This is a genomic window from Archangium gephyra, from assembly GCF_042230915.1.
In the GTDB taxonomy this organism is placed as follows: domain Bacteria; phylum Myxococcota; class Myxococcia; order Myxococcales; family Myxococcaceae; genus Archangium; species Archangium gephyra_B.
Map to the genome: position 1 here is coordinate 5,212,350 of NZ_CP102578.1, position 26,093 is coordinate 5,238,442.

Here is a 26,093-nt window from a genome sequence, read left to right on the forward strand (position 1 = left end):
CGTCACTACTCGACGAGCCCTTCGATCGGGCTGGACGCCGAGGCGTACGCCTTGCGCGGAATCCGGCCCGACAGGAAGGCCTCGCGGCCCGCTTCAATCGCCAGCTTCATGGCGCGCGCCATGCGCACCGGATCCTTCGCGCCCGCGATGGCCGTGTTCATCAGCACCGCGTCCACGCCCAGCTCCATGGCGATGGCCGCGTCCGACGCCGTGCCCACGCCCGCGTCCACGATGACCGGCACCTTCACAGTCTCACGGATGAGGCGGATGTTGTGCGGGTTGCGGATGCCCAGCCCCGAGCCAATCGGCGCCGCCAGCGGCATCACCGCCGCGCACCCCGCGTCCTCCAGCTTGCGCGCCGTAATCGGATCATCCGAGGTGTAGGGCAGCACCGTGAAGCCCTCCTTCACCAGGATGCGCGCCGCCTTCAGCGTCTCCTCCACATCCGGGTAGAGCGTCTTCTCGTCGCCCAGCACCTCCAGCTTCACCCACTTGCTCATGCCCAGCTCCTCGGCGAGCCGGCACGTGCGCACCGCGTCATCCGCCGTGTAGCAGAGCGCCGTGTTGGGCAGCAGCCGCATCCGCGAGCGGTCGATCCAGCTCATCAGCGAGGCCTCGCCCTTCGCCGACAAATCCAACCGCCGCACCGCCACCGTCACCATCTCCGCGCCCGAGGCCTCGTGGCAGCGCTTCATCACCTCGTGGCTGGGGTACTTCCCCGTGCCCACGATGAGGCGCGACTGGAAGGTGACTCCCGCGATGACCAGGGGCTTGTCCTGCACGGGTTTGTCCTGAACGCTCATTGCTCGCTCCTCTATCCGCCACCGACGAAGGTGACGATCTCCACGCGATCCTGCGGCGACAGCTGGTACTCGGGGTGGCGCGCGCGGCGGACCACCTCCGCGTTCACCTCCACCGCCACCCCGGGCCCACCCACCTCCAACGAGGCGAGCAGCGCCGCCAGGGTCATTCCCTCGGGGACTTCTCGTGCCTGTCCGTTGATCCAGATCGTCACGGCTCGATGCTCCTGCGCTGCTGGCGCCCGACGCACTACAGGCGCGCCCCCCGCCTGTCAACGCGCACCCCGGCCGTCACCCCTGGCTATACTCATGGGCATGTTCACCGTCCGAAGCAGGCGCGTGGCCTGTGCCCTGGTGCTGACGCTGGGGCTTCCGGCCGCCGCCGCCGAGCCCTCCCGCGCCGCGGATGCTCCCGCGCGGGCGGCCGGCCTCCAGGGCCACCGGTATGCCTTCGTCGCCGGGGGGGCGCTGCTCCTCGGGGGCGCCGCGTTCGGCTACCTCGCCCAGGGCGAGTCAAACCGCGCCCGGACCCTCTCCTCGGCGCGCGACTCTGGCGCCGCGCTCGAGCGGGCCCGCGCCAACGCCGCCACCGCCAACCTGCTCTACGCAGTGGCGGGGGTGACCGTCGTCTATGGACTGGTGCTGGAGCTCCTCCCGGAGCCCGCGGCGGAGAAGGCCAGCCTCACCTTCCACTTCTGAGCCACCTCGGAGGGGGCGATCAGCGGACCTGGTGCTCGCGGATCATCGCGAGCTGCGTCTCGGCCGTCAGGTTCTTCAGCCCCATGTGCCCGAAGGGGAACGTGCCGTACACCTTCTGCCCGTCCTGCCCGGGGATGGGCGAGGTGCCGCCCGCGAGTCCCACGCCCACCAGCTCGTCCACGTTGGACCAGATGCTGTACACGTGCGCGCCCTCGTCGTGGTTCACCGCGTTGATGTCCTTGAGGAACGTCGAGGACGGGTGCAGTCCGCTGGTGCGGTTCGTCGTGGGCACCAGGTCCCCCGTGAACAGCGCCGAGGCCAGCCCGCGGTTGGCGCCCGCGATGCCCACGAAGGTGTCCACGTTGTTCGTCAGCGGCTTGCCGAGGTCGAAGTTCTTGCGCGTGTAGGGATCGAACCCGTCACCGCCCTGGATGGCCTTGCGCGCCAGCGTCACGCCCATGGAGTGGCCGATGACGTCCACCTTCTCGGCGCCCGTGTACTCCTTCACCGCCTGGATGAACGCGCGCACCTCCTCCAGGTTCTTCTCCGAGTGGTGCTGCTGCGAGGCCTTCATCGGGTTGGCCGGGCCCCACGTCATCGCGTACATCTCCGAGGGCTTGTAGCCCTGCTTCGCGAAGGACTCGATGGAGTTCTTCCACCCCGCGGCGCTGTCCGAGTTGCCGTGGATGAAGATGACGGGCTCCTGCGTCACCTTCTCGCCCGGCGTGGACTTGCCGCCGAACGCCGGCACGTTGCCCTTGGCGAAGTCGTACTTGCCGTAGCCGTTCTCGTGCAGCCACTGCTGGAAGTCGTTGGAGAAGCGCGACTCCTTCGACACGCTCACCTCGTTCGCCCGGCTCGTGCGGACCGTGGAAGCAGTGCTCGGCTGGGAAGAGATGCGCGTCGACATGGCAGGCCACCTTAGGGGTTGAAGTCGGTTGCTTGCACACATTGTCGTGCATGCCCCCCTGGGAGTTGCGTGCGGGCGCGTCATTTGGGCAAACGGTTGAAATCATTGCCCGGCCCGGGGTTCTCACGCTCTGATTCCTCCCCCCATGCCGGCCTCCGCTCCCCACGAGACCTCCCAGCCGTCCGCGCAGCGCCCGCTCACCCTCCAGGATGCCAAGACGCTCGGCCTGGCGGCGCTGGGCGGCGCGCTCGAGTTCTACGACTTCATCATCTTCGTGTTCTTCACCACGGTGATCGGGCAGCTCTTCTTCCCGCCCGACACGCCGGACTGGTTGCGACAGCTGCAGTCGTTCGGCCTGTTCGCGGCCGGCTACCTGGCGCGCCCGCTGGGCGGCATCGTGATGGCGCACTTCGGCGATCGCAGTGGCCGCAAGCGCATGTTCGCGCTGAGCGTGTTCATGATGGCGGTGCCGACGCTGCTGATCGGCAGCCTGCCCACCTACGCCACCGCTGGTTACGCGGCGCCGCTGGCCCTGCTGGCGCTGCGCATGATGCAGGGCGCGGCGGTGGGCGGTGAGGTGCCGGGCGCCTGGGTGTTCGTCTCCGAGCACGTGCCGGAGCACCGCGTCGGCTTCGCCTGCGGCACGCTCACCTCGGGCCTCACGTTCGGCATCCTGATCGGCTCGCTGGTGGCCACGGCGGTCAACAAGCTCTACACCCCCGAGCAGGTGCAGGCCTTCGCCTGGCGGCTGCCCTTCCTGGTGGGAGGCGTGTTCGGCTTCTTCGCCGTGTTCCTGCGCCGCTGGCTGGCGGAGACGCCGGTGTTCGAGGAGATGCGCCAGCGCAAGGCCCTGGTGCAGGAGCTGCCGCTCAAGGCCGTGCTGCGCGGCCACGGCGTGTCGGTGGCGGTGTCGATGCTGCTCACCTGGGTGCTCACCGCCGGCATCGTGGTGGTGATCCTCATGACGCCGACGCTGGTGCAGAAGCTCTACGGCATCCCCCCGGCCCGGGCGCTGGAGGCCAACAGCGTGGCCACGCTGAGCCTCACCGTGGGCTGCGTCGTCTACGGCCTGCTCGCGGATCGCTTCGGCGCTGGATGGATCCTGGGAATCGGGAGCCTCGCCCTGCCGGTGACGACGTACATGCTCTATCGCGGCGTGGGCGCGGCTCCGGAGCACCTCGTCCCGCTGTACGCGCTGGCGGGGTTCTGTGTCGGCGTGGTGGGCGTGGTGCCCACGATCATGGTGCGCTCCTTCCCCGCGGCGGTGCGCTTCTCGGGGCTCTCGTTCTCGTACAACGTGGCCTACGCCATCTTCGGCGGCCTGACGCCCCTGGCCGTCACGCTGATGATGAAGGAGGCGCCCCTGGCACCCGCCCATTACGTGGCGGCGGTGGGGGGGATCGGGTTGCTCGTGGCGCTCTATCTGCTGAGCGCGGGCCGCACGCGGTTCGCCCCGCTGAGCGCCTCGTAGCGCCGCGCACTGTCCGAGGCCCCTCAGCCGCGTGCGAGCGGGATGGGAGGCGCCCCGGGCAGCTCGATGGCCTCCACCTGGGCCGCGCGCGGGCCCAGCGCGGGGATGATGAACCACGCCGCGTCCTTCAAGGCCGTCCGGGGGCGCAGCGCGGCCTCGGGTGAGAGGGTGACCTCCTGGCGCCGCCCGCCCCCGAGGTGGAACGTGACGCGCAGCGGCTCCGGCTCGCCGCGCGGTGAGACGAAGAAGGCCCACCGGTCTCGCGCGTAGCCGGTGCGGACGAATGCCACGCCCTTCACCACGGCGTTGCCGGTGGGCACCTCCAGGCGCTGCACTCCCGGCGGCAGCTCCGGCGGGGGCGCGGGCCTGGAGAGATCGTACAGGCGCAGCGCCGAGCCGGCCGGTACCTCCAGCGGCACGAAGGGCTCGGCGGCGGGCGAGGCCAGGTAGTGCCGGTAACCCTCGGCCTGGCCCCACTCCAGCCAGGGGTCGCCCTTGTGCGCCATGCGGCCGCTCCAGAACATGAAGTTCAGGTGCTCGAACTGCTCCGGTGCGTCCGCCTCCAGGCGCAGCCAGACGAGCGCCTTGTCCGGGAGCACCTTCGCCGCGGCGAGCCCCGCTTCCTTGGTGTTCGTGCGCTCGCCCAGGTCGCGTTTGGCTCCCCGCATCTCCAGGTGCGCGAGCGCGGTGCGCGGGGCGAGGAAGTAGAGCGAGAGCGCGGCACACGCGAACCCCAGGCCGAGCGTGAGGGGCCGGCGCGCGCGGGGAACGCGCATCAGCAGCCCCACGAGGAGCGCCAGCGCGAGCGCGAGGCAGAGGCCCTCGAACAGCCCGGGGGCGTGCCGGGTCTGGACGAGCGCTTCCGGCAGCCGGGTCCGGAGCGATGCGAGGAAGGCCAGCTTCGGGAGGAGGAACGGGGTGGAGAGCGCGCCCACCACGGCCGCCGCGAGCACCGGGCGCCGGAAGCTGTCGCGCAGGAGCAGGGCCAGCGCGCAGAACACCGCCGTCACCGCACCCCAGCTGGTAGCCGGGACCTTCGCCGCCGCGAACGAGAGGACGAGCCAGGTGGGCCACAGCCACAGCGCCACCGCGGTGGTCTCGAGCTCGCGGGTGCGCAGCGCACGGTAGAGGAGCCAGAGCCCGGCCAGCAGCGGCAGCACCTCCGGGAAGGGCTCCAGGGTGCGCAGGTGGATCTCATTGAAGATCGCATCCACCGGACGGATCCACATGACGATGGAAGGGTTCTCGCGCGCCTCGTCCTCGAACAGGTGGCTCCGGGTGACGTGCGCCTCACTGGCCCAGAGCTCGGGGTACGTGTGCCGTGCGTAGAGCGTCCACGGGAGCGCCACGGCGGCCGCGCACACGAGGAGGAGCGCGAGCTGGCGAGGCCTCGGGCCGGGAGTGAGCCCGAGCAGCCGGCCTGCGGCGAGCACGCCCGCCACGCCCGCCGGGGTCAGCGCGAGCATGCTCTTGCACAGACAGCCGAGCCCCACGGCGGCGCCTGCGAGGGCCGCGAGCGGGAGCGAGTCGCGCCGGATGGACGTGACGAGCAGCACCATGGCCAGCGCGAGGCAGCCCGCGAGCGTGGTGTCGGTCATGTCGCCGAACATGAAGCCCTGGACGAGCTCGTAGGTGAAGGGCAGGGCGAGCAGGGTGCAGGCGGCGAGCGTGGACCAGAAGCGTCCGGCGGCCTCGCGCATGAGGAAGAAGACGCCCAGCGCGGCGGCCATCATGCCGAGCACGGAGCCGAAGCGGGCCACGCCCGTGCCCACCCCCACGAGGCTCATGCCGAGCGCCGCGAACCACATGGAGCCGGGCGGCTTGTGGAGCCAGAGGCCGCCGTTGAGCCAATCGTCGAGGGCCGGGCGGTGGAAGGGCTCGGCGTAGACGTGGGGCCGCAGCGGCGTGTCCATCAGTCCGCGTGAGACGGCGAGGTGGACGGCCTCATCCCAGTCGTGGATGCCCGGATGATCGAGGCCGGGCAGGAGCGCCACCAGCGCGGTGGTGAGGATGAGGCTCACACAGAGGAGATCTGGAGGAAGCCGGCGCATGCGAGGGCCGGGAACATTACCGCGTGGTACTCAGTAGCTCTCCTATGAAGCGCATCCACCAGAGCCTCCTTCAGAGTCTCCTGGGCCTCTGTGCCGTCATGGCCACCGGCTGCACCATCGAGGCCCCCGACTTCTCCGGCAAGTCCTGCGAGTCCGCGTACGACTGCCCCCGGCCCTACACCTGCGTCGCGGCGCGTCCGGGCGCGGGGCGCACCTGCGAGGTGCTCGATGGGCCCGGCACCACCGACCCCAACGCGGGGCCCGTGCCCACCTGGTGCCAGGACATCCAGCCCATCCTCGCGGCCAACTGCGTGTCCTCGTGCCACGGCGCCACCACGACGGGCAGTGGCCGCCCGGACTTCCGGCTCGACATGTACGAGGCCGACGGCGGGGTGGCGGGGGCGAAGCTGATGGCCCCGCGCATCCACGCGCGCACCGTCGTCTTCCGCACCATGCCGCCTCCGGGGAACCCCGAGCCCACCGAGGCCGAGCGCGCCCTCATCGACCGCTGGGCCTCGGGCGGTGCGCCCTTCTGCGAGGCGGCGGTCCCCGATGGCGGCTCCATCGGCCCCGGGTTGTAGGGGAAAACCTCGAATTCTTCCCGCTGGAAGCAAGCGGCCCACCGGGCCCTCCTCCTGCGGGCCGCTCCCCCTGTGCCGACTTTCCGCTCCGACAAGCCCTGTGCACCCGCGATGCAGGTCCCCAGTTTTCTGCCACACGCCGGGGAGCTTCCTCCCCTGGTGAGGAACGAAAGGAGCGGCACGATGCGTAAGCTCATGATGGCGGTGATGGCGGTGGCGGGGCTCGGTCTGACGGTGGGCTGCCAGGACCGTAACAAGGTCCAGGAGGAGCAGCGGGACGTGGCCGAGGCGCAGCGCGACGTGGCGCAGGAGCGCCAGGACGTCAACAAGGAGGTCGCCGAGACTCGCCAGGAGGGCCGCGAGGATGTGACCGATGCCGAGAAGAAGCTGATGGAGGAGCAGCGCGAGCTGGCCGATGCCCAGCACAAGCAGCTCGATGAGCAGAACGACCAGGCCACGGGCGGCAGCGGCACGGTGAACAAGAACGACACCATGGCCAACGTGAAGACCGAGGAGGTGGAGGGCACCATCCAGTCCACCTCGGCCAACACCATCGCGATCATCGTCCCGGACAAGAACAACCAGGTGATGCGCTTCCAGGCCAACCAGCAGATCCAGGTGATGAAGGACGACAAGCCGGTGGCCCTGAAGGATCTGAAGGCCGGTGACGAGGTCCGCGCCTCCTACCAGCTGGATCCGAACGGCAAGATGATGCTCAAGAGCATCGAGGTGGAGAAGCTGAGCGCCCAGCACCCGGGCCAGAAGAAGAAGTAGTCACGCATGACACGGTGGGACGCGGCCTCCGCCTCCGGGCGGGGGCCGCCGTCTTTCCGGCGTGCTTGTGGCGGAAGACGGGAAGCCCGAGACTGCGGCCATGGCTCTCAAGACGAGCGACGTGCTCGAGCTCCACCAGCGCTGGTGCATCGCGGACTCGCACGCGGACTCGCTGATGTGGAACAGGGATCTCTGCGAGCGCTCCTCGGAGGGACACGTGGACTTCCCCCGCCTGCGCGAGGTGGGGATGAAGCTGCAGTGCTTCACCATCGTCACCCGCGGCTTTCCCTTCATCGGGGGGTTCGAGGCCTTCGCCGTCTGGCGCGGCTGGCCCCGCGAGGCCCGGGAGAGCGAGTGGACGCGCGCGGTGTGGCAGGTGGACCGGCTGGCGGAGTTCTGCCGCCGCTCCAACGGGCAGGTGCGCATCACCATCACGGGGCGGGCGCTGGAGGAGAACCTCGCGCAGGGGCGGCTGTCGGCCGTGCTCGGCATCGAGGGCGCTCACGCCATCGAGGGCCAGGTGGAGCGCGTGGCGCAGCTGTACGAGCGGGGCGTGCGCTTCATGGGCCTCACCCACCTGTCCAACAACGAGGCGGGTGGCTCGTCCTTCCCGTTGATGGGCAACCGGCCCCTGTCCCCGCTGGGGCATTCGGTGCTGGAGGAGATGGCGCGGGTGGGCATGAGCGTGGACGTGGCCCATGCCTCCGAGCAGACCCTGGAGGACATCCTGGCGCATCCCACCGCACGCATCTTCTCCTCGCACACGGGCGTGCGCGGTGCGGGCGGCGGCTGGCGCAACCTCTCGGACGAGGTGCTGCGCCGGATCGCCGAGCGGGGTGGGGTGGTGGGCATCATCCTCGCCCCCGTGTACCTGGGCGGTGACGCCATCGACGACGTCGTGCGGCACATCGAGCACGCCCTGGGGGTGATGGGAGAGGAGGGCGTGGGCATCGGCTCGGACTACGACGGCATGGTGGCCCTGCCCAAGGGCATCCGCGACGTGACGGATCTGCCCAAGCTCACCGAGGCCCTGCTGCGCCGCCACCCGGAGGCGCTCGTGGAGCGCATTCTCGGGGGCAACTTCCGGAGGTACTTCCGCGAGACGCTCGGGAGTGACGCGGGTTGACCGGGCTCGCGGCGCCTGGAATCGTCCGGCGCCGTGATGAACCACTCCCGCGTCCTCCTCCCGTTGATGATCGGCTCCCTCCTGCTGTCCGCCTGTGGCGTCAAGGCCGGCGACTCGTGCTCGGGAGGCGGCTACACCTGTGCCTCCGAGAAGGAGGCCCTCGAGTGCCGGGACAAGGAATGGCGCACGCTGCCGTGCCGGGGCGCCTCGGGGTGCAGCGAGTCAGAGGACCTCATCAACTGCGACATGAAGGGCAACGTCGCCGGGGATGCGTGCGCGGCGTCGGCCGAGGGCCGCGGGTTGTGCACGGCCGACGGCAAGGCCGTGCTCGAGTGCCGCATGGGGTTGCTCGTCCAGGTGAAGACGTGCGGCACGTGCGTCATGGACGACACGCGCGTCACCTGTCAGCCGTAGCTCACTGCTTCGCGGGCCTGGGCTCGAGGCGGGACGGGGGCTGCGCGCCGGGTTGTGAGAGAGCGTCCCGCCGCAGCTCCGCCCGGTAATGGCTCAACGGGTAGACGGGCCCTGTCTTCGCGTCGAGGCGCAGGGCCGCGAGTCCTTCCCCTTCGGGAGAGCCGGTGTAGACGAGCGAGGCCGGGTGCCAGGCCAGCCACGCGCCTCCAGGCTGGGAGATCATCAGCCGCTCCAGCGTGCCATCCGCCCGCCACAGGGCCGTGCTCCCGTCCCGGCTGCCGGTGAGCAGCCTCGTCCCATCCGGGCTCCAGGCCAGGGTGACGAGGCTGCCCAGCTGGCCCGAGAGGGTCCGCAGCAGGGCGCGGGTGCCAGGGTCCCAGAGCTTCACCGTGCCATCCCAGGCCCGTGAGGCCAGCACGCGGCCCTCACGGTTCCAGGCGAGTTGTCGCACGTCATCGTGCCCGGAGAGGGCGCCCGCGAGCGTCCCCGTCGTGGCGTCCCAGAGGTTGATCTGGCCCTGGTGGCTCTCGACCGCGAGCACCCGGCCATCCGGGCTCCAGGCGAGGGCCCGTATATTGGAGGACCCGCGCAGGGTGTGCAGCAGCGTGCCGGTGGTGGCATCCCAGAGCTGATTGTCCAAGGCCAGCACCCGGCTGTCGGGGCTCCAGGACAGACGCGAGGGCAGAAGGGCATCGAGCGTGTACAGCAAGGTGCCCTGGGCGTCCCACAGCAGCTTTCCCGTGGCGAGCACCCGGCCATCCGGGCTCCAGGCGGGAGCCGTGCTCGACTTGGGGATCGTCCGCAGCCGTGCCCCCGTGGAGGGATTCCAGACATCCACGGCCGAGAGCCCGCGTTGCGTGGCCAGTTGGCGGCCATCGGGGCTCCAGGCAATCGCCTCGACGGGGCGGCCGTCCGAGTCGAAGGAGCGCAGCGGCTCTTCCCGGGTGGCATGCCAGAGCTGGACGACCCCCCTGTCGGTCGCCGTGGCGATCATGCTCCCATCCGGGCTCCATGCGATGGCCAGCACCGCCTCGCGCTCGTCGCGGGTGGGCAGCTCGCGCAGCCGGGCTCCCGTGGTGGCATCCCAGAGCGTGGCTCTGCCCCCCTCGCCTCCGGATGCGAACACCTGGCCATCGGGGCGCCAGGCGATGACTCCGACGGTGACGGGGTGGCCGGGCAGCGTGCGCACGAGGCCGCCGGTGGCCGTGTCCCAGAGATTGATGGAGAAGCTCTTGCCCGTCGAGGCCACGCGCTGGCCATCGGGGCTCCAGGCGGCCAGTGACTCGGTCCCGGCGAGGGTGTGCAACGCGGCGCCCGTGGTGGCCTCATAGAGGGTGGCGGAGTAGCGGATGGGGTAGCCGTCGAAGTCCGCGGTGCCCACCTGGAGCCTCCGGCCCTCGGGGCTCCAGGCGAGGGACGTCACCTGGCCCGGATGGCCGGAGAGGGTCCGCAGGAGCGTGCCGGTCGCGGCCTCCCGGAGGTGGACGTTCTGCTCCTTGTCCGCCGCGGCGAGCACCTTCCCGTCGGGGCTCCACGCCATCTGGTAGGCCGTCCCGCCATCGCCGGGGCTGGTCCGCAGGAGGGCGCCCGTGGTGACGTCCCAGGAGCGCAGCGAGCCATCCTCGCACGCCGCGGTGAGCACCTTGCCCTCGGGGTTCCAGGAGATCGCTCGAATGAGGACGACGGCCTCCAGGGTGCGCAGCGGGGTGCCGGTGGAGACGTCCCAGAGCCGCACCGTGCCCTTGTCGCTCACCGAGGCGAGGAGCTTGCCCGTGGGGCTCCAGGCCATGCCCTTGAGGTCGGTGGCCGGCTCCTCGAGCACATGCAGCGGGGCACCGGTGGAGCTGTCCCAGAGCCGCACCGTCCCATCGTGGCTCCTGGAGGCCAGCCTCCCGCCCTCCAGGCTCCAGGAGAGGGACGTCACCTGTCCGTAGTGGCCGGAGAGGGTGCGCAGCAGGGCGCCCGTGGAGGCGTCCCAGAGCCGCACGGTGCCATCCAGGCCGCCCGAGGCCAGCAGCCCGCCCCGGGGACTCCAGGCCGCGGCGGTGACTTCGCGGGCGTGGCCGAGCTGCGGGACGAGCTCGGGCCGGGGCACGTCCCCGGGCGGAGGCATGGGCGCGCTCTTTCCGGACACGCTCTCCATCGAGGCCCGCGTCGTGGCGCACGCGGCGGCGAGCAGGCTGACGGACACCAGCACGGACAGCATCGAATGCTTCATGGCGAGGTCCTCGTGTTCAGCGTGGGGGCTCCGCGGAGGACGTGAGGGACAGGTCCTCGCGCCGCGGCCCGGCCTGGTGGAGGGCTTCAGTCCTCGGATTGAACGTCCTGGACCTTGAAGCCCCACTCCTCCAGCACCTTGGCTTCGTCCTGCTCGCTGCGCGTCTTCTTGAAGCGGGCCCCGGGCACGCCCTTCACCCTGCGCTCGCACGCGGCCCAGGTCGCGTGGCGCTTCACGGTGCGGCCCACCTCGCTCAGGTAGGAGTACGCCTTGGCCTTGGCGGAGCCCTCTCCCTGACGGGGCTTCTCCGCGGGCAGGGAGGTGTCCTCGGGCACGTCGTGAATGGCGATCCCGTAGCCCGTCAGCGGGCCCACGTAGAGCTTCACGCTCCGGCCCTTGGAGAAGGCGACGGCGATCTCGTCCACCCGCTCGTTGCCCGGCACGCCCGCATGCCCGCGCACGTACTTCCACTCCAGGGCGCCGGCCTCGGCTGGGAACGCCTCCTTGCGCTGGGCCACCAGTGCCATCAGCCGCTTCCAGTAGAGGGTATTGGCCACCTCGCCACCCTCGGCCGTCTTCCACCCGCGCCGGCTCCACCCGAACGCCCAGCGGGTGATGCCTTGAATCACATAGGTGGAGTCCGTGTGGATGTGCAGTGGTCCCGGGGTCCGCTCCAGGTGGCGCAGCGCCTTGCCCACGGCCGTCAGCTCCATCCGGTTGTTGGTGGTGTCCGGCTCGTGGCCGCCGAGCTCCGTCACCTGTCCATCGGGCGTGACGATGATGGTGCCCCAGCCTCCCGGACCGGGATTGCCGGAACATGCACCATCAGCGAAGACCAGGGTGGGGCGGTTCTCCATGGCGCCCCCCTATAGCCGTCACGGCCTCCCCCCGCCAGGACGGCGAACGCCTCCGGCTGGGGTCGCACCGCGGGTAGGGGGAGGGTGCTGGGAGCTCGAGCAGGATGTAGCCTTGCGCGCCATGGCGTACCGAGAACAAGCCGCCGCGCTCAACGTGGGAGCCCTCTTCGCGGGGCTGGTGGCCCTGCCCCTTGCCGCTGTCGCCTTCGAGCCTGCCACTTCATGGGATGTCGTGGGGGTCCTGCTGCTGCTGATCCTGGCCGCGATCGCCTGGGTGGGCTTCGCGGCCTGGCGGGACACCTACCTCTTCCTCAAGCATGCCTCGACCTTCAGCCTCTTCGCGCTGGGAATGGCCGGGCTGGCATGGTTGGGCTCGGGGATGTCGAACTCCGTCCCGATGTACGTATGCGCGGCCATCGTGGTGGCGCTCCTGGCCGGGCTGTGGATCAGCTCGCGGCACGAGGGCAGGTTTCCGCACGTGCTCATGTCCCAGCGGGACCTGCATCCGGTGTTCGAGTTCGAGGGCATCCACATCTCCCTGGCGACTCCGCGTGTCGTGTCGTCCGGGAGCAACGTCCCCGTGACGATCTACCTCGAGAATTGCTGGAGCGGACCGCGAGAGGTCGTCATCCAACTCCTCCAGGAGTACGAGGTGTCCGGCATCCGCTTGAAGGCCCCCGGGCGGCTCCAGGTGAAGCTCCAGGCGGGAGAGGTGGGGCGCGCGGACTTCTCCGTCCACATGCCTCCCGGGGTGCAGGGGAAGCGCTCCCTGCTGACCCACTTCACCGTCCGCGGGCTGAAGGGCCGCCGCTTCCGCATGTGGCGAGCCCACGAGTTCAGGAACAAGGTCTCCCTGGGAGAGCAGGCGGCCCACCTGGCCCTGGGCGGGTTCATCTGGGGAGGCGGGCTGCACCTGCAGTGGGACGTGGCGCCCGCTCGGGCTCCTCAACCCGAGGCCGCGTGGACGGACGCGGTCTCGTGGAAGGTGTTCTGGTCGGAGCTATCGCGGGAACCCACGGCCCAGGAGGCACTGCTGCCAGGCCCCGGGAAGTGAGTGAACGCGTTGGATGAGAGCGCCGTCGTCAGTCTAGCGGAGCCGGCCCGGGTGGACGGGCCGGCTCGCCAGACGCGGACTCAGTGGGCGAAGGCCACCGGCAGGTCGAAGCGGCGGATCAAGCACGACTGATTGGCCGCGCTGTCCAGGTGCTGGGCGCGCTCACGCATCTCGAAGAAGCTGCGCACCTGGCCGCTCACCGGGTCCGTGACGGTGTAGGGGTTGTTCACGTTGGTCATGCCCGCGGCCAGGAAGGGCGAGAGGCCGCCGGTGGCGCCCACGTGCGTGAAGTTGGTGCGCGTCTCGCCCGCGTGGCAGCCGTTGCAGGTATTGAGCGAGAACTTGTGACGCGCGTTGAAGCCGTTGGGCACCGTGCTCAGGCTGGGCGCGTTCCAGATGAAGCTGGCCGTGGGCATCTGCGGGAAGGCCCCCAGGAAGTTGAGGGTGGCGCCGTAGTCCAGGGGCACGTCGTGGGTGCCGTTGAGGATGGCCGTGTTGTTGGTGGTCAGGAAGCTGGTGAGCGTGGTGGTGTTGTTGAACTGATCGAAGGGCGTACGCACGGTGATGTGCTCGCTCAGGTGGCCCGGCGCCGCGGAGGTGGTGAAGTTGCGCGGGTTGGCCGCCGTGGAGAAGAGGCGGAACTCACGCATCTCCCACCAGGGGGTGGTGAGCATGATCTCGTTGGTGCGCACCTGGTTGATGGCGCTGCCGTTGGGCTTGCCCGGCGCCATGTTGCGCATCACCACCTGCTGGGTGAGGTTCTGCAGCTGCGTGTTGTAGGCGGCGCTGCCCAGGGCCAGCAGCGGGTTGGACAGGCCGAGCCACGCCTGCGCCCACGACTTCACCTGCAAGCACTGGTTCTGCGGCACGCCGTACTCGAAGATGACGAGGAAGCCGTTGTAGGGGCGCACGCACGTCGTCGAGTTCATCACCGAGAAGACGAAGCGCAGCTCGCCCGCGCCGCTGGTGCCGTACGGGCCGCCGTTGCCCCGGCCCAGGTCCAGCCGGTTGACGATGGCCACCAGCTTGAAGGGGGTGCGGTTCAGGTCCAGCTCACCGGTGCTCAGCCGCGGCCAGGCGTTGAGGATCTGCGTGGCCATGGCCGAGCGGGCCGGCACGGGCCGCCCGTTCACGGTCTGGGTGGTCAACCACTGCCGCAGCCAGCGCTCGGTGAAGGCCGGCGCGGGGGCCGCGGTGTTGGCCATCTCCGTCATCAGGTGCTTGAACGTCCACACGCCGCTGGGGTTGCCCGTGTTGGTGCACGGATCATAGGTGCGGGTGGGATCTCCCACGACGGAAGGGTGGGTGATGATGAGGGACTTGTTGGGAACGACGGCCCGGGAGATGGGCGAGGGAAAGATGGGAATGGGCCGGCCCGGCGCGAAGATGTCCGACGGCAGCGGCACCAGCGCGGTCTCCCTCACCAGCTCGCGGTCAGCGAAGGTGGCGACGGTGAGCGGCTCGGTGGACTCCTTCTGGAAGGTGGCGATGCGCTCCTGCGTCTTGAGGTGCTCGTCGAGGTTCACGATGCCGGGGCCGGAGAAGAGGCCGTCGCCGGCCTTCTCGTCTCCATTGAGGCCGTCATCGCTCAGGGCCAGCTCCTTGCCATCGTCGCCCGTGAGCAGGATTTGCGTGGCCTTCTCACCCTCGGCCAGCCTCGCGCGCAGCAGGCCGGGAGTGGCGGCGGAGGGCATCTCGGACGGGATGAACTCCAGGTTCTCCAGCACGGGGGCACGCTGAGCCGCCGGCGCCTCCGCGAGTGGCTGCTCCTGGGCCGCCAGCTGCTCCTGCGCCGGTTCCGCACCGCAACCGCTCGTCAGCCATCCCACCAGCAGGGTTCCCGCCAGTGTCCCCAAGCGCCTCTTCGTCATGTTCTTGCCCTGCCTCATGTGTGACCCCTGGTTCTTGAGACCGGCTCAATCCATATCAAGAATTGACGTATTGGGAAAGGCTGTATATCCCGTTTATTTTGTTGTTCCAGGAGCTACAGATGACAGGGAATGGCCTCTCTGGCACGTCAATCATTGGCGGCAACCGGGCGGGATTCCGGGTGGTGCGCCGTGCTGTAGCCTGGCGGGTTACAGGCCGTGGAGGAGCCGGTCCTCGCCTGTAGCCCGCCGGGCAACAGCGGGTCCACGTCCGCCCTGCGTGCCGTGGTCCTTGCCGGGTCCACCCCCGACGGCATTTTCCGAGCGGTCTTGCTCCTGAATCAGGACTGGGATCACCCACTCCGGACCTACGAGACGCGTGCGTTGTCTGAGTGGGTTCAACCTTCGTTCTGGCTCTCGCTCTGGCGCAGCGCTTCGTCGATGGCCTGGTCATAAGGGCCGCTGGGCGTGGGCCGGTGGCCATACGGCGTCAGTCTGGCGGGTCCTTCGACCCGAAGCGCATGGCCGCACCCGATGTCATCCGCACTGCCGTGCTTCCGGTCCGGACCCGCGGACATGGCCTGCCACTCGCGCAAGGTGTCGGCCTCCGAGAGGTGGGTCGCGGTGGGGCTGACGCCCATCCGGAGCTCGCCGCTTCCGGGGCCAAGCCGGTGCAGCCGGAGGGGCGTGCCCCAGGCGTCGACGAGCCATTCCTTCGCGAGGGTGCCGGAGTTGGACCAGCGCGTGAACAGGTCGGCCGTGACTTCCTTTCCGGCCCTCTGGGTTTCGATCGCCTTCGCCACCGGCGTCTCGCAGCGGAGGATCGTCACGGCCGTCCGCAGCGCGTCGGCGGTCATGCCGAGGTACACGAGATCCTCGAAAGCGTAGGGCCGCCCCCAGGGCGAGCGTGCCGCGAGCTGCGGCAGCTGGCGGTGCGTGGCGAGAAACCCGCTCCACATCCGCGGCCCGTACGCCTCCAGCCGCCGCGGCTCCTCGGCCAACCACCGGACGAGCGCCATCCAAAGGGCGGAGACCGGGCGGGACATCGCGTTCAGCGCCAGCTCCTCCGGGGCGAGCTCGGGGAAGAAGTGGACCAGCTTCGCGTCGGTCCATGCGTTGCCGGAAGGATCGAGCCGGCCGTCGCCGGGCAAGGCGCTCGTCAGGGTGCCGCTGCGCGCGAAACGCCACGCCCGGTGCATCGCATCCCAGCGCACGCACGACGCGTCGCCGCAGACCGTGCGGACATGCTGGCTGACGCGCTCACGAACCCGTTGCAACTCCAGGAGCTGTTGCGTGGACAGGTCCGCGCTGGCGGCGGCCACGACGAGTGTGAGCGGGAAGAGCATGAAGCTCGGGACGCACGCGCGACGCGAAAATTCCACGGGCGAGCCGAGCTCGTACCGCTTCGAAATCTGAGTGAAGGCGTTGTCTTTTTCTCTCTTGCCCGGCAATGTCAGTGTCATCTGGGAGAAAGAGGGAATCCATGGATAAGATGCTCGTGGTGTTCGGACTTGTAGCGCTCGTTGCTGGCGGTTGTGTGCCGGAGGAGGATCTGGGTGGGGAGACCGCGGGAGAGGCCGACGGCACGTTGATCACCGAGACCCTCGTCACGGTGGACGCGGAGGGGCGGGAGGTGGTGCGGACCCGCACCATGACGCAGGCGGAGTCGGACCGGGTGCTCGCGGCGCGCGAGGCGCTCGCGAACGGCAGCGCGATGACCGGCCAGCTCGGCGCGGGCGGCGAGCACCTTGGGCAGGTGGAGCAGGCGATCTCCGCCGACTCCGAGTGTGCGGGCGCGAGCTTGTGGCTTCATGACGGAGCCGCGCAGACCGGTAACCGCATCTGCTTCGCCAGGACCCTCGCCTCGAACGACGCCACCAGCCTCGGGTCGTACTGCCGCCTCTGGCAGACCGTCATCATCGGAGGGCGGCCCATCCCGATGTGCACCAGCACCTGGTCGGGAGCGGTACGCAGTTACTGGGCCGGCGCCGACAATGGCACGTTCACCAGCAGCCCCACCACCCAGCCCGCCTACTTCAATGCCTGGGAGCGCAACGACTACCCCAATGCGTCGGTGACCGGGGCGACGGCCGTCGAGCTCGCCTCCACGTGCCGCCGCAGGCTCTGCCCCCAGTCGGCCTGCTCCGCCGGGGAGTGGTGCAACAACGGCGTTTGCACCATCAACCCCCTCAATTCCTGGTGCGTCAACGGCATCTCCTACAACAGCGGCGGCGACAGCGTGGCCTGCAACTACTACGCGTGCGGGAGCGACGGGCACTGCAAGCGGAGCTGCACGACGAGCATGGACTGCGCGAATGGAGCCGCGTGCGACGTCACGACGGGCCTTTGCTCCATGGTCTTCGGCGGCACCATCTACTGGATGAGCGGCGAGACGCACCACGCGTCGGTTACGCCCTCCCAGCCGGCCAGCTCCGTGGGGAGCTGCTCCTATCCGAGCTGCACGAGCGACGCGAACTGCACGGGCGGCGACATGTGTCACAATGGCAAGTGCGTGCCCTTCACCCAGCACTGCACCGAGGATCTCAACGGCATGGTGTGGTGGGATCGCGCGACCTACGATTGCGGTGAATACCGCTGCAACCCGAACCGCGGCTACTGCCCCAGTGAATGCCGCACGTCGCTGGATTGCCGCGCTGGCTACGCCTGCGACGGCCAGCGCTGCATCTGAGATGCTCCGGCTCGAGACGCCGGAGGGGCACATCGCGGGCACCTGAGGAACGGCGGGGCCGGTCACTTCATGCAGGCGGCCCAGCCGCGCTTGCCGTTCTCCATGTTCATCACGAACTGGCTGCCCGAGGTGGTGATGGAGACGCCGTCGCTCCAATCACCCAGGGCCGCGTCGAAGTGGCCGTTGATGCCGGTGAGGCCGCAGGTGGCGCCGCTCACGCTGGTGAGGTTGATCTGCGCGGTGCCCGGGTCCGCCGCCTTCCACGTCCAGGCTCCGTCGAACTCGTTGATGTCGAGGCAGACGGCCGACGCGTGGATGTTCACCGGATACGTGTGGGCGCCGCCCTTGATGGTGAGCTTCCAGTAGGAGCCGTCGTTGAGGACGCGCACCTCGTCCGGATTGGCCTTGTCGTCGAACGCCCACGAGTACGAGTAGATCGCGCCCGAGCTGTCCTTGAGCGGCACGGCGAAGTTCGTGATGTCCTTCAGGAAGCACTGCCGGTTGCTGGCCGCGGCGGCGATGACCTTGTCGCCGTAGTACGCCTGTTCACCGGTGCTCCAGGAGACCTCGATGCGGCCGGCCGCGCTGTTCACGCAGCGCGCATAGGCGATGAGGTGCTTGCCGGCCTCGGGCTGGACGTAGAGCTCGTAGTTGCCGTTGGCCGCCTTGCGCACGCCGGCCCGGGCCGGGTAGGTGCCGCCGGAGTAGAGGTAGGCGCCCAGCGGCCGCATGTGGCCGCCGATGCCCGTCAGGAAGCACGTCCGGCCCACCGACGTCCCGATGTCCACCGAGCTGGTCGTGGTGTCACCCCAGGAGTAGTTCCAGTTACCCGTGAAGGCCGCCTGGCTCTCCCCGAGCTGGCTCAGGCTCTCGTCCACGGCGGGCTCTTCCAGGCCACCGCCGCACGCGATGAGGGGAAGCGTCATCAGGGCGGACAGCGAGAGGGTCTTGGCGAATTTCGCGAACATGTTCTTGGCTCCTTGTTGGGTTGGGCCTGCATCTGCTGTGGATGCGGAGACCCATTCCAAAGCGCGTGCCAGCCCCCACGCGCGTGTCCGGAGCGGGCGATGGCGGTGCGCCCATCAGGGGCCTTTTCCCTCTAGAAAGCCCCCCTTGGAGCCCATGCGCTCCGGCGGTGGAGGTGGGGCTCGGGCGGCACGCGCGAGTGCCCGGCCAGGCGTGCCGGCACAGGCCGGGCCCGTGCCACGTGTGCCTGGGCCACGTGTGCCAGCCGTGCCCGGCCGAGGCTCCTACGGGTGGCTCACCCCGCCAGGTCCGGCGCGCTGGGGCTCTCCGGGAGCGCGGCTGCCGGCTCGGTGACCCTGCGCCGGCCGAACACGCGCTGCACCACCACGAAGAACAGGGGCACGAAGAAGATGCCGAGCAGCGTGCCCACCATCATGCCGCCGAGCACCCCCGTGCCGATGGCCCGCTGTGCGCCCGAGCCCGCGCCGGTGGCCAGCGCCAGCGGCAGCACGCCGAGCCCGAAGGCCAGCGAGGTCATCAAGATGGGCCTCAGGCGCGCCCGCACCGCGGCCAGCGTGGCCTCCGTCAGCTCCATCCCCTTCTCGAAGTTCTCCTTCGCGAACTCGACGATGAGGATGGCGTTCTTGCTCGACAGGCCCACCGTGGTCAGCAGCGCCACCTGGAAGTAGATGTCGCGCTCCATCCCCCGCATCGCGCTCGCCAGCACCGTGCCGAGGATGCCCAGCGGCGCCACCATCAGCACCGCCGTCGGGATGGTCCAGCTCTCGTACATGGCCGCCAGGCAGAGGAACACGATGAGCAGCGAGAGCGAGTAGAGCAGCGGCGTCTGGGCACCCGCCGCGCGCTCCTGGTACGACTGCCCCGTCCACTCGAGCGCCACGCCCCGCGGGAGCCGCGCCACCAGCCGCTCCACTTCCGCCATGGCGTCACCGGAGCTCACCCCCGGGGCCGCCTCGCCCATGATCTCCATCGCCGGCACGCCGTTGTAGCGCTCGAGCCGGGGCGAGCCGAACCCCCACCGCGTGCTCGCGAAGCTCGAGAAGGGCACCATCTCCCCCTGCCGGTTGCGCACCGACCAGCGCTGGAAGTCCTCGGGGGCCATCCGGAACGGCGCGTCCGCCTGGAGGAACACGCGCTTGACGCGGCCACGGTCGATGAAGTCGTCGATGTACTGGCCGCCCCACGCCGTGGAGAGGGTGGCGTTGATGTCCGCCATGGACAGCCCGAGCGCGCCGGCCTTCGCCACGTCCACGTCGACGCGGAACTGCGGCGTGTCGTCCTGGCCGTTGGGGCGCACGTTGGCGAGCAGCGGGCTCTGCGCCGCGGCGCCGAGGAACTGGTTGCGGGCCGCGGTGAGCGCCTCGTGGCCCAGGCCGAGGTTGTCCTTGAGGTAGAAGACGAAGCCCGTCGAGGTGCCGAGCTCGGGCATCGCCGGGGGCGGGAACGCGAAGGCGAGCGCGTCCTTGATCTGGCTCAGCGCCCCCATGGCCCGCCCGGCCACCGCGTTGACGCCGAGCTCGGGGGACTTCCGCTCGGACCAGTCCTTGAGGTTGATGAACGCGATGCCGTTGTTCTGCCCGCTGCCGCCGAAGCTGAAGCCCTGCACGGTGAACAGCGAGCCCACGGTGGCCTTCTCGTTCTCCAGGAAGTGCCGCTCCACCCGCTCGATGACCTTCATGGTGCGCTCCTGCGTCGCGCCCACCGGCGTCTGCACCATGGAGAAGAGGAAGCCCTGGTCCTCCGAGGGCAGGAAGGAGGTCGGCAGCCGCGCGAACAGCACCCCCATGAGCACCACCATGGCGGCGAAGGCGAGCATGAAGCGCCGGCTGCGCGAGAGGATGCCCCGCACCGCCCCCTGGTAGCGGGCGTTGCCCCGGTCGAACTGGCGGTTGAACCAGCCGAAGAACCCGGTGTCGGACGCGTGGTGTCCCTTGGCGATGGGCTTGAGCATGGTCGCGCACAGCGCCGGCGTCAGCACCACCGCGACCAGCACCGAGAGCGCCATGGACGCCACGATGGTCACCGAGAACTGCCGGTAGATGACGCCGGTCACTCCCCCGAGGAACGCCATGGGCACGAACACCGCCGAGAGCACCAGGCCGATGCCGACCAGCGCGCCGGTGATCTGATCCATGGACTTGCGCGTGGCCTCGACGGGCGAGAGCCCCTCCTCGCTCATCAGGCGCTCCACGTTCTCCACCACCACGATGGCGTCGTCCACGAGCAGGCCGATAGCGAGCACCATGGCGAACATGGTCAGCATGTTGACCGAGTAGCCCAGCGCGGAGAGCACCCCGAAGGTGCCCAGCAGCACCACCGGCACCGCGATGGTCGGGATGAGGGTGGCGCGGACGTTCTGCAGGAACAGGTACATCACCAGGAACACGAGGAGGATGGCCTCGAGCAGCGTCGTGACCACGCCCTTGATGGCCACGCGCACGAACGGCGTGGTGTCGAAGGGGGTCACCGCCTTGAGGCCCTTGGGGAACGACGGCGCGAGCTCCTCGAGCGCCGCGACCACCCCCTGCGCGGTGCTCAGCGCGTTGGCCCCCGTGGCGAGCGACACGGCGATGCCCGTCGCGGGCTTGCCGTTGTAGCGGCTGATGACGCTGTAGTCCTCCGAGCCGAGCTCCACCCGCGCCACGTCACCGAGCCGCAGCGCCGAGCCGTCCGGGTTGCTGCGCAGGACGATGTCGCGGAACTGCTCCGGCGTCTGGAGGCGATCCTGGGCGGTGATGGCCGCATTGAGCTGCTGGCCCGGGACGGCGGGCGTGCCGCCCAGCTGGCCCACCACCACCTGCTGGTTCTGGGCGCGGATGGCGAAGGTGACGTCCCCCGGCGTGAGCCGGTAGGTGGCGAGCTTGTTCGGGTCCAGCCAGATGCGCATCGCGTACTTCGCGCCGAACACCTGGGTACTGCCGACGCCGGGGACACGCGCAATGGGGTCCACCATGTTCGCGGCGACGTAGTCCTGGATGTCGTCGCCCCCCATGCTGCCGTCCTCGGAGACGAAGCCCACCACCATCAGGAAGCCCGAGCTCGCCTTGCTGACGCTGAGGCCCTGCTGCTGCACCACCTGCGGCAGCGAGGGCGTGGCGAGCTGCAGCTTGTTCTGCACCTGCACCTGGGCGATGTCCGGGTCGGTGCCGTGCTGGAACGTCAGGATGATGGTGGCGGACCCGTTCGACTCGCTCGTCGCGGACATGTAGAGCAGCCCGTCCAGCCCCTTCATGTTCTGCTCGATGACCTGCGTCACCGAGTCCTCCACCGCCTTCGCGGAGGCTCCGGGGTAGATGGCGCTGATGCTCACCGTGGGCGGTGCGATGGCCGGGTACTGGGAGATGGGCAGCCGCGCGATGGAGAGCGCGCCCGCGAGCATGATGATGATCGCCAGGACCCAGGCGAAGATGGGACGGTCGATGAAGAAGCGTGCCATGGGTGGCTCCGGTCAGTGCTGGGACGAGGCGGGCACGGTCAGGGCCCCGGCCCCGGCCTCGGGAGTGGCCTCCGTCACCTCTACCTGGGCGCCGGGCTGGACCTTCTGCAGGCCCTCGACGATGACCCGGTCCCCCGCGGTCAGGCCCTCCTCGACCAGCCACCGGTCCCCCACCGTCTGGCTGACCTTGACCACCCGTGCCTCCACCTTGCCGTCCTTGCCCACCACCAGGGCGGTGGCGTGACCCTTGGGGTCGCGGGCCACACCCTGCTGGGGCACGAGCAGCCCCTGCTCGCGCACGCCGTTGCCGATCTGCGCGCGCACGTACATGCCCGGGAGCAGGACGTTGTCGGGGTTGGGCACGAGCACGCGCAGCCCGAAGGTGCCGGTGCTCGGGTCCACGCTGACATCGGAGAAGGTCAGCTTGCCGGCGTGTGCGTAGCGGCTGCCGTCCTCGAGCAGGAGGGTCACCGGCGTGCCGTCGGCGGTCTCGAGCCTGCCCGCCGCCACCTCCTTGCGCAGCCGCAGCAGCTCCCCGCTGGACTGGGTCAGGTCCACATAGACGGGATCGAGCTGCTGCACCGAGGTGAGGGCCTGGGGCTGGTTCGCGGTCACCAGCGCCCCCTGGGTGACGGACGAGCGGCCGATCCGGCCGGAGATGGGCGACACGATGCGGGCGTAGTCGAGCGTCACGCTCGCGCGCTGCAGCGCGGCCTGCGCGGCCTTCACGTCCGCCTCGGCCTGCCGCAGGGCGACCACCGCCCGGTCGTGGTCCTGCGGGCTGACCACCGCCTGCTCCGCGAGCTCCGTGGAGCGCCTGGCGTTCAGCTCCGCCACGCTCAGGGAGGCCTTCGCGCGGTCGAGCGCGGCCTGCGCGCTGAGGTGGTCCGCGCGGTAGGCCGCGTCACTCAGCTGGTAGAGTGGCTGGCCCGCCTTGACCAGGCCGCCCTCGGTGAAGAGCCGGCGCTCGATGATGCCGTTGACCTGGGGGCGCACCTCCGCCACCAGGAACGCGCTGGTGCGGCCAGGCAGCTCGCGCGTCAGCAGGACCGACTCCGACTTCAGGGTGACCACCGTGACGGGGACGGCGCCGGGCGCCTCGGGCGGTGCGGCGGCCCCCGGGTTGCACGCAAGCACGAGCACGGCGGCGGAGAGGAAGCCGAGCAGCGCCGGACGGGACGGCCGCGGGGGCGACGACATGAAGACCTCGAGGAAGGAGCGATGGGGCGCGTATACAACGTCCCCCATGACGCGGGCGCGTCCAATTTCTGACGGCCGCGTTTCCGGCGACGGGGCGGGCCGGGGCTCCTCGGCTTCGCTGCCCAGCAGGGAGCCGTGGCGTAGGCCGTCCCGGCTGGCGGACTCGTTGTCGATGCCAGAGCGGGCTGCTCCGCAGGACGGAAAGCGCTGAACTTTCTTCAGGGAACCTGCGTCCTCGTGTCTTCCCGGGAGAGCGTCGGTGCCAGGGGGCCGTCCGAATTCTTCGACACCCTCTCCGTGGCGTCTGTCGCGGCGCCGCTGACGCCCTCGATGTGGGACAGCCAGTAGCGGCGGAACTCCTGCTGGAGACGATCCTCGGCCAACAACACCCGGCGCCGCGAGGGATTCATGTCCTTCCAGGCCAGGAGGTAGTCATCCATGGAGCCCTTGAAGAGCCTCTGGGTGACGTAGCGCCGCAACAGTCCGTCCACGGGTCGCAGCGGCATGGGGAGCTTCGGGGTGGCCACGATGAGGTGGAAGAGGGTGCGCTTGGGTCCCTGCGGCTGAGGCGCGGCGATGAAGCGCACCTGGAGCTTCCCGTTTTGATACAGCGCGCCGAAGATGGTGGACGCGCCCACGTAACTGATGGTGGTGCGCAGCTTCGTCCCATCGCGCAGGTGCTGGTCCAGGTGCAAGGCCAGCCGGTGTGGCTCGCGCGCGAACACCTCCACCTCGTACTTCGTGTAGTCCACATGGTGGAGGTGGCGGAAGTGCTCCGCGTCCGTGCCGTTCTCCAAGGTGTGGAGCGCGTGCGTCTCGAAGAGCTGCGACTGGTGCACGACGCCCCACGAAGGATCCCTCATCTCCGGCATGTCCGGCAGCCCGTGGGAGGGCTTGTCCCCGTGGTACACCCAGACCCACCCGAGGTGCTCCAGGACTGGGACGGTGGGGATGCGCGCCGTGGGCGGAATTCTCGCGCCCTCCTTCAGATAGGGGATGGTCGTGCAATCGCCGGAAGTGGAGAACTCCCACGCGTGGAAGGGGCAGACGATTCGCTCCCCCTCCACCTTGCCGCAGGCCAGTGAGACGCCCATGTGCGGGCAATAGCGATCCATTGCCCCCAGCTCGCCGCGCTTGGTCCGGAAGAGCACCAGGGTGCGCCCGCAGACATCCGCCTCGATAATTCCACCCCGTGGAAGTTTCCGGGCAGGAGCCACGGCATACCACGAGGCTGGATAAACATCCGTTGCGAGCTCATTGAGACGAAGGGTACGCGCCATGGCTGAATTCACCTCGTGCGTGGAGACCCCGAGAAATTGCGCACGAGGCAGGAGACCGTCCACTCGACGGGCAGTGTCTGGACTGACCCCACCGGGCTCACGCCGCCCGCTATGCGCTCCGCCCAGCGCTCGACATGCTCGGCTGCTGTCAGGAAGCCGCTCTGGGAGCGCGTCCTACTCGATGGCGCGGTAGACGCCGCCGGTGGCCTTGGCCAGTTGCAGCATCAGCTCGCGCGACCTGGGCTTGTTGTCACTGTTGAAGCTGCCCATCAGGAAGGCGACGGTGTTCACCACCACCTTCCGCTGGGCATTCCAGCCGGCCACGTCCTCGAGGATCTCCGCGTGGGCCTTCTTCTTTCCGTCCGTCGGCATGCCGTCGGTGAGGAAGTAGACGGTGTCCACCTCGGAGTCGGCGAAGGCCTGCTCCAGAGCGCCGTGGATGTTGGTGCCACCCCCCTGCTGAAGCGCGCCCACGTACTGCACCGCCTCTTGCACCGACCGCGGCGTGGCCGCGACGAGGCGAGGCTTCCACGTCCGCACACGCGTGGAGAAGACGACGAGGTTGAACTTCGCGTCCGCCGCGAGCTGCTCCTTCAGCACGGACTGCAGCTCGCGCTGCACGAACTGGAGCCGGGTGAGGGACTCGCCCCGGTTGGTGGTGAAACGTGCCTCCATGCTGCCGGAGACGTCCACCACGAAGATGGCGCGCTTGCTGCGGATGGTGCCGTACACCGGGCTGCGCGGCTTGATGGTCTCCAGGATTCTGCGCGCCTCCTCCTTGTGGGCCCCGAAGGTGAACTCGTCGAGGATGAGGAACTTGTTCTCCGCGTCGGTGATGGCGTCCTTGATCACGCGCAGCACCTTCAGCTTGTCATCGTTGAAGGCGTACGTTCCCAGCACCCCTCGCACCTCACGCGACGTCATGCCGAGCAGGTGCGCGTCCATCATCTTCACCGCCTGCACCATGTCGTCGCTGAAGGTGAGGCTCGGGACGAGCTGCTGGATCTGCGCGGAGGTGAAGCCCTCGGGGCGGCTGGAGATGGCTGCCTGGAGCACGTTCATCTTGCCGTCGGTGAAGTCCTCCTTCTGGAGCGCCGCGGCGAGCGCGCGGACGTCCGTGTCCGGCCAGGCGCCCACCTGGTTCACCAGCAGCGGAGTCATCTCGCCCGTGCCGCGGCCCCGGGTCGACGCGCTGACGCTGTTGGACGCGCTGTCGGTGGCCGCGGGCGCGGCGCTGGTGGCCGCGGGCGCGGCTTTCTGGATGTTGGCGAGGAGCGCCTTGGCCTTCTGCTTCTCGTCATCGAAGCTGAAGAGGGTGACGAGCGTGCGCTTGTTCTCCGGATCCTCGATGCGGTCCTTGACCGCCGAGAGCGCCTCGAGCTTGTCCTCGCCGAAGGAGAACTGCTCGATCAGGTGCGCCACCTGCGCGCAGGTGAAGGTGTTGGTGGAGGCCGCGGTCTTCAGGAGGGTGAGCTTCGTGTCGGAGAGCTGCTCGTCGTCCACGCGAGCTTTGAGCTGCTGAAAGAGCGCACCGTCCATCGCCCAAGCGGGCGCGGGCAGCAACGCGGCGAGCGTGAGGCACAGGGCCAGACACCTGGAAAGGTTCATGTCTGGAAGCTACTTCGTCTTCACGCGGACGTAGAGGCCGCAAGAGTTCGGACTTGCTCGAGGGCTCCCG

At 69.5% G+C, this 26,093-nt stretch carries 21 protein-coding genes; 8 read left to right on the forward strand and 13 right to left on the reverse strand.

The genetic code is table 11. From position 1 onward, the window contains the following. Positions 1–5 precede the first annotated feature (5 nt). Both NR798_RS20380 and thiS read right to left on the reverse strand, forming a co-directional pair. Complete coding sequence (locus NR798_RS20380; protein WP_375773157.1) at positions 6–803, reverse strand: thiazole synthase; 798 nt, start codon at positions 801–803, stop codon at positions 6–8. Positions 804–814: 11 nt separating this feature from the next. Then, positions 815–1,015 (reverse strand): sulfur carrier protein ThiS, encoded by a 201-nt coding sequence (gene thiS / locus NR798_RS20385; RefSeq protein WP_047857213.1) that lies wholly within the window; start codon positions 1,013–1,015, stop codon positions 815–817. Positions 1,016–1,115: 100 nt separating this feature from the next. Here thiS and NR798_RS20390 point away from each other — a divergent pair, with 100 nt between their 5' ends. Then, positions 1,116–1,499, forward strand: coding sequence for a hypothetical protein (locus tag NR798_RS20390; protein ID WP_375773158.1), 384 nt, complete (start codon positions 1,116–1,118; stop codon positions 1,497–1,499). Positions 1,500–1,518: 19 nt separating this feature from the next. On the opposite strand, the gene NR798_RS20395 is transcribed toward NR798_RS20390, so the two are convergent. Further along, entirely contained in the window at positions 1,519–2,409 is an 891-nt protein-coding gene (locus tag NR798_RS20395; protein ID WP_375773159.1) for an alpha/beta hydrolase, read from the reverse strand. Between the two features lie 145 nt (positions 2,410–2,554). Between NR798_RS20395 and NR798_RS20400 the strand changes: the two genes are divergently transcribed. Then, positions 2,555–3,880: an MFS transporter gene (locus NR798_RS20400; RefSeq protein WP_375773160.1), complete on the forward strand. Its 1,326-nt coding sequence runs from the start codon at positions 2,555–2,557 to the stop codon at positions 3,878–3,880. Between the two features lie 23 nt (positions 3,881–3,903). Here NR798_RS20400 and NR798_RS20405 read toward each other — a convergent pair whose 3' ends face one another. Beyond that, positions 3,904–5,901: an ArnT family glycosyltransferase gene (locus tag NR798_RS20405; RefSeq protein WP_375773161.1), complete on the reverse strand. Its 1,998-nt coding sequence runs from the start codon at positions 5,899–5,901 to the stop codon at positions 3,904–3,906. Positions 5,902–5,975: 74 nt separating this feature from the next. On the opposite strand from NR798_RS20405, the gene NR798_RS20410 reads away from it, so the two are divergent. The 4 genes from NR798_RS20410 to NR798_RS20425 all read left to right on the forward strand — a co-directional run bounded on the left by NR798_RS20410 (position 5,976) and on the right by NR798_RS20425 (position 8,826). Next, a complete protein-coding gene (locus NR798_RS20410) occupies positions 5,976–6,512 on the forward strand; it encodes a hypothetical protein (protein WP_375773162.1) in 537 nt (178 codons plus the stop codon). A 183-nt stretch (positions 6,513–6,695) separates the two neighbouring features. Then, entirely contained in the window at positions 6,696–7,286 is a 591-nt protein-coding gene (locus NR798_RS20415) for a hypothetical protein (protein ID WP_375773163.1), read from the forward strand. Positions 7,287–7,386: 100 nt separating this feature from the next. Then, complete coding sequence (locus tag NR798_RS20420; RefSeq protein WP_375773164.1) at positions 7,387–8,412, forward strand: dipeptidase; 1,026 nt, start codon at positions 7,387–7,389, stop codon at positions 8,410–8,412. 36 nt (positions 8,413–8,448) lie between these two features. Next, the gene (locus tag NR798_RS20425) at positions 8,449–8,826 is read left to right on the forward strand and encodes a hypothetical protein (RefSeq protein WP_375773165.1); all 378 of its coding nucleotides are present in this window, start codon (positions 8,449–8,451) and stop codon (positions 8,824–8,826) included. A 1-nt stretch (position 8,827) separates the two neighbouring features. Here NR798_RS20425 and NR798_RS20430 read toward each other — a convergent pair whose 3' ends face one another. Both NR798_RS20430 and NR798_RS20435 read right to left on the reverse strand, forming a co-directional pair. Then, entirely contained in the window at positions 8,828–11,044 is a 2,217-nt protein-coding gene (locus tag NR798_RS20430) for a WD40 repeat domain-containing protein (RefSeq protein WP_375773166.1), read from the reverse strand. An 86-nt stretch (positions 11,045–11,130) separates the two neighbouring features. Further along, on the reverse strand, positions 11,131–11,901 hold the full coding sequence (locus NR798_RS20435; RefSeq protein WP_375773167.1) for a viroplasmin family protein: 771 nt from the start codon (positions 11,899–11,901) through the stop codon (positions 11,131–11,133). A 121-nt stretch (positions 11,902–12,022) separates the two neighbouring features. Here NR798_RS20435 and NR798_RS20440 point away from each other — a divergent pair, with 121 nt between their 5' ends. Further along, on the forward strand, positions 12,023–12,955 hold the full coding sequence (locus NR798_RS20440; protein ID WP_375773168.1) for a hypothetical protein: 933 nt from the start codon (positions 12,023–12,025) through the stop codon (positions 12,953–12,955). An 80-nt stretch (positions 12,956–13,035) separates the two neighbouring features. Here the strand turns inward: NR798_RS20440 and NR798_RS20445 are convergent, their stop codons facing one another. Together NR798_RS20445 and NR798_RS20450 are read right to left on the reverse strand one after the other, a co-directional pair. Further along, entirely contained in the window at positions 13,036–14,826 is a 1,791-nt protein-coding gene (locus NR798_RS20445; RefSeq protein WP_375773169.1) for a hypothetical protein, read from the reverse strand. Between the two features lie 395 nt (positions 14,827–15,221). Then, on the reverse strand, positions 15,222–16,286 hold the full coding sequence (locus tag NR798_RS20450) for a hypothetical protein (protein WP_375773170.1): 1,065 nt from the start codon (positions 16,284–16,286) through the stop codon (positions 15,222–15,224). A gap of 20 nt (positions 16,287–16,306) precedes the next feature. Between NR798_RS20450 and NR798_RS20455 the strand changes: the two genes are divergently transcribed. After that, positions 16,307–17,512 carry a hypothetical protein gene (locus tag NR798_RS20455; RefSeq protein ID WP_375773171.1) on the forward strand — a complete coding sequence of 402 codons (1,206 nt, stop codon included), beginning with the start codon at positions 16,307–16,309 and terminating at the stop codon, positions 17,510–17,512. A gap of 62 nt (positions 17,513–17,574) precedes the next feature. On the opposite strand, the gene NR798_RS20460 is transcribed toward NR798_RS20455, so the two are convergent. The 5 genes from NR798_RS20460 to NR798_RS20480 all read right to left on the reverse strand — a co-directional run bounded on the left by NR798_RS20460 (position 17,575) and on the right by NR798_RS20480 (position 26,023). Continuing rightward, positions 17,575–18,480, reverse strand: a complete 906-nt coding sequence (locus tag NR798_RS20460; RefSeq protein WP_375773172.1) for a hypothetical protein — start codon at positions 18,478–18,480, stop codon at positions 17,575–17,577. A 293-nt stretch (positions 18,481–18,773) separates the two neighbouring features. Then, positions 18,774–21,935, reverse strand: a complete 3,162-nt coding sequence (locus NR798_RS20465; protein ID WP_375773173.1) for an efflux RND transporter permease subunit — start codon at positions 21,933–21,935, stop codon at positions 18,774–18,776. A 12-nt stretch (positions 21,936–21,947) separates the two neighbouring features. Beyond that, entirely contained in the window at positions 21,948–23,135 is a 1,188-nt protein-coding gene (locus tag NR798_RS20470) for an efflux RND transporter periplasmic adaptor subunit (RefSeq protein ID WP_375773174.1), read from the reverse strand. 218 nt (positions 23,136–23,353) lie between these two features. After that, a complete protein-coding gene (locus NR798_RS20475) occupies positions 23,354–24,415 on the reverse strand; it encodes a Rieske 2Fe-2S domain-containing protein (RefSeq protein ID WP_375773175.1) in 1,062 nt (353 codons plus the stop codon). 174 nt (positions 24,416–24,589) lie between these two features. Continuing rightward, positions 24,590–26,023 carry a DUF4476 domain-containing protein gene (locus NR798_RS20480; protein WP_375773176.1) on the reverse strand — a complete coding sequence of 478 codons (1,434 nt, stop codon included), beginning with the start codon at positions 26,021–26,023 and terminating at the stop codon, positions 24,590–24,592. Positions 26,024–26,093 lie beyond the last annotated feature (70 nt).

What these genes read in the sequence shown, in the direction of transcription:
- NR798_RS20475 (WP_375773175.1), bottom strand. Translation starts at nt 24,415, where the DNA reads ATGGCGCGTACCCTTCGTCTCAATGAGCTCGCAACGGATGTTTATCCA.
- NR798_RS20440 (WP_375773168.1), top strand. Translation starts at nt 12,023, where the DNA reads ATGGCGTACCGAGAACAAGCCGCCGCGCTCAACGTGGGAGCCCTCTTC.
- NR798_RS20435 (WP_375773167.1), bottom strand. Translation starts at nt 11,901, where the DNA reads ATGGAGAACCGCCCCACCCTGGTCTTCGCTGATGGTGCATGTTCCGGC.
- NR798_RS20470 (WP_375773174.1), bottom strand. Translation starts at nt 23,135, where the DNA reads ATGTCGTCGCCCCCGCGGCCGTCCCGTCCGGCGCTGCTCGGCTTCCTC.
- NR798_RS20460 (WP_375773172.1), bottom strand. Translation starts at nt 18,480, where the DNA reads ATGTTCGCGAAATTCGCCAAGACCCTCTCGCTGTCCGCCCTGATGACG.
- NR798_RS20445 (WP_375773169.1), bottom strand. Translation starts at nt 14,826, where the DNA reads ATGACGAAGAGGCGCTTGGGGACACTGGCGGGAACCCTGCTGGTGGGA.
- NR798_RS20400 (WP_375773160.1), top strand. Translation starts at nt 2,555, where the DNA reads ATGCCGGCCTCCGCTCCCCACGAGACCTCCCAGCCGTCCGCGCAGCGC.
- NR798_RS20410 (WP_375773162.1), top strand. Translation starts at nt 5,976, where the DNA reads ATGAAGCGCATCCACCAGAGCCTCCTTCAGAGTCTCCTGGGCCTCTGT.
- NR798_RS20395 (WP_375773159.1), bottom strand. Translation starts at nt 2,409, where the DNA reads ATGTCGACGCGCATCTCTTCCCAGCCGAGCACTGCTTCCACGGTCCGC.
- NR798_RS20450 (WP_375773170.1), bottom strand. Translation starts at nt 16,286, where the DNA reads ATGACACTGACATTGCCGGGCAAGAGAGAAAAAGACAACGCCTTCACT.
- NR798_RS20390 (WP_375773158.1), top strand. Translation starts at nt 1,116, where the DNA reads ATGTTCACCGTCCGAAGCAGGCGCGTGGCCTGTGCCCTGGTGCTGACG.
- NR798_RS20415 (WP_375773163.1), top strand. Translation starts at nt 6,696, where the DNA reads ATGCGTAAGCTCATGATGGCGGTGATGGCGGTGGCGGGGCTCGGTCTG.
- NR798_RS20420 (WP_375773164.1), top strand. Translation starts at nt 7,387, where the DNA reads ATGGCTCTCAAGACGAGCGACGTGCTCGAGCTCCACCAGCGCTGGTGC.
- NR798_RS20425 (WP_375773165.1), top strand. Translation starts at nt 8,449, where the DNA reads ATGAACCACTCCCGCGTCCTCCTCCCGTTGATGATCGGCTCCCTCCTG.
- NR798_RS20480 (WP_375773176.1), bottom strand. Translation starts at nt 26,023, where the DNA reads ATGAACCTTTCCAGGTGTCTGGCCCTGTGCCTCACGCTCGCCGCGTTG.
- NR798_RS20465 (WP_375773173.1), bottom strand. Translation starts at nt 21,935, where the DNA reads ATGGCACGCTTCTTCATCGACCGTCCCATCTTCGCCTGGGTCCTGGCG.
- NR798_RS20430 (WP_375773166.1), bottom strand. Translation starts at nt 11,044, where the DNA reads ATGAAGCATTCGATGCTGTCCGTGCTGGTGTCCGTCAGCCTGCTCGCC.
- NR798_RS20380 (WP_375773157.1), bottom strand. Translation starts at nt 803, where the DNA reads ATGAGCGTTCAGGACAAACCCGTGCAGGACAAGCCCCTGGTCATCGCG.
- NR798_RS20455 (WP_375773171.1), top strand. Translation starts at nt 16,307, where the DNA reads ATGGATAAGATGCTCGTGGTGTTCGGACTTGTAGCGCTCGTTGCTGGC.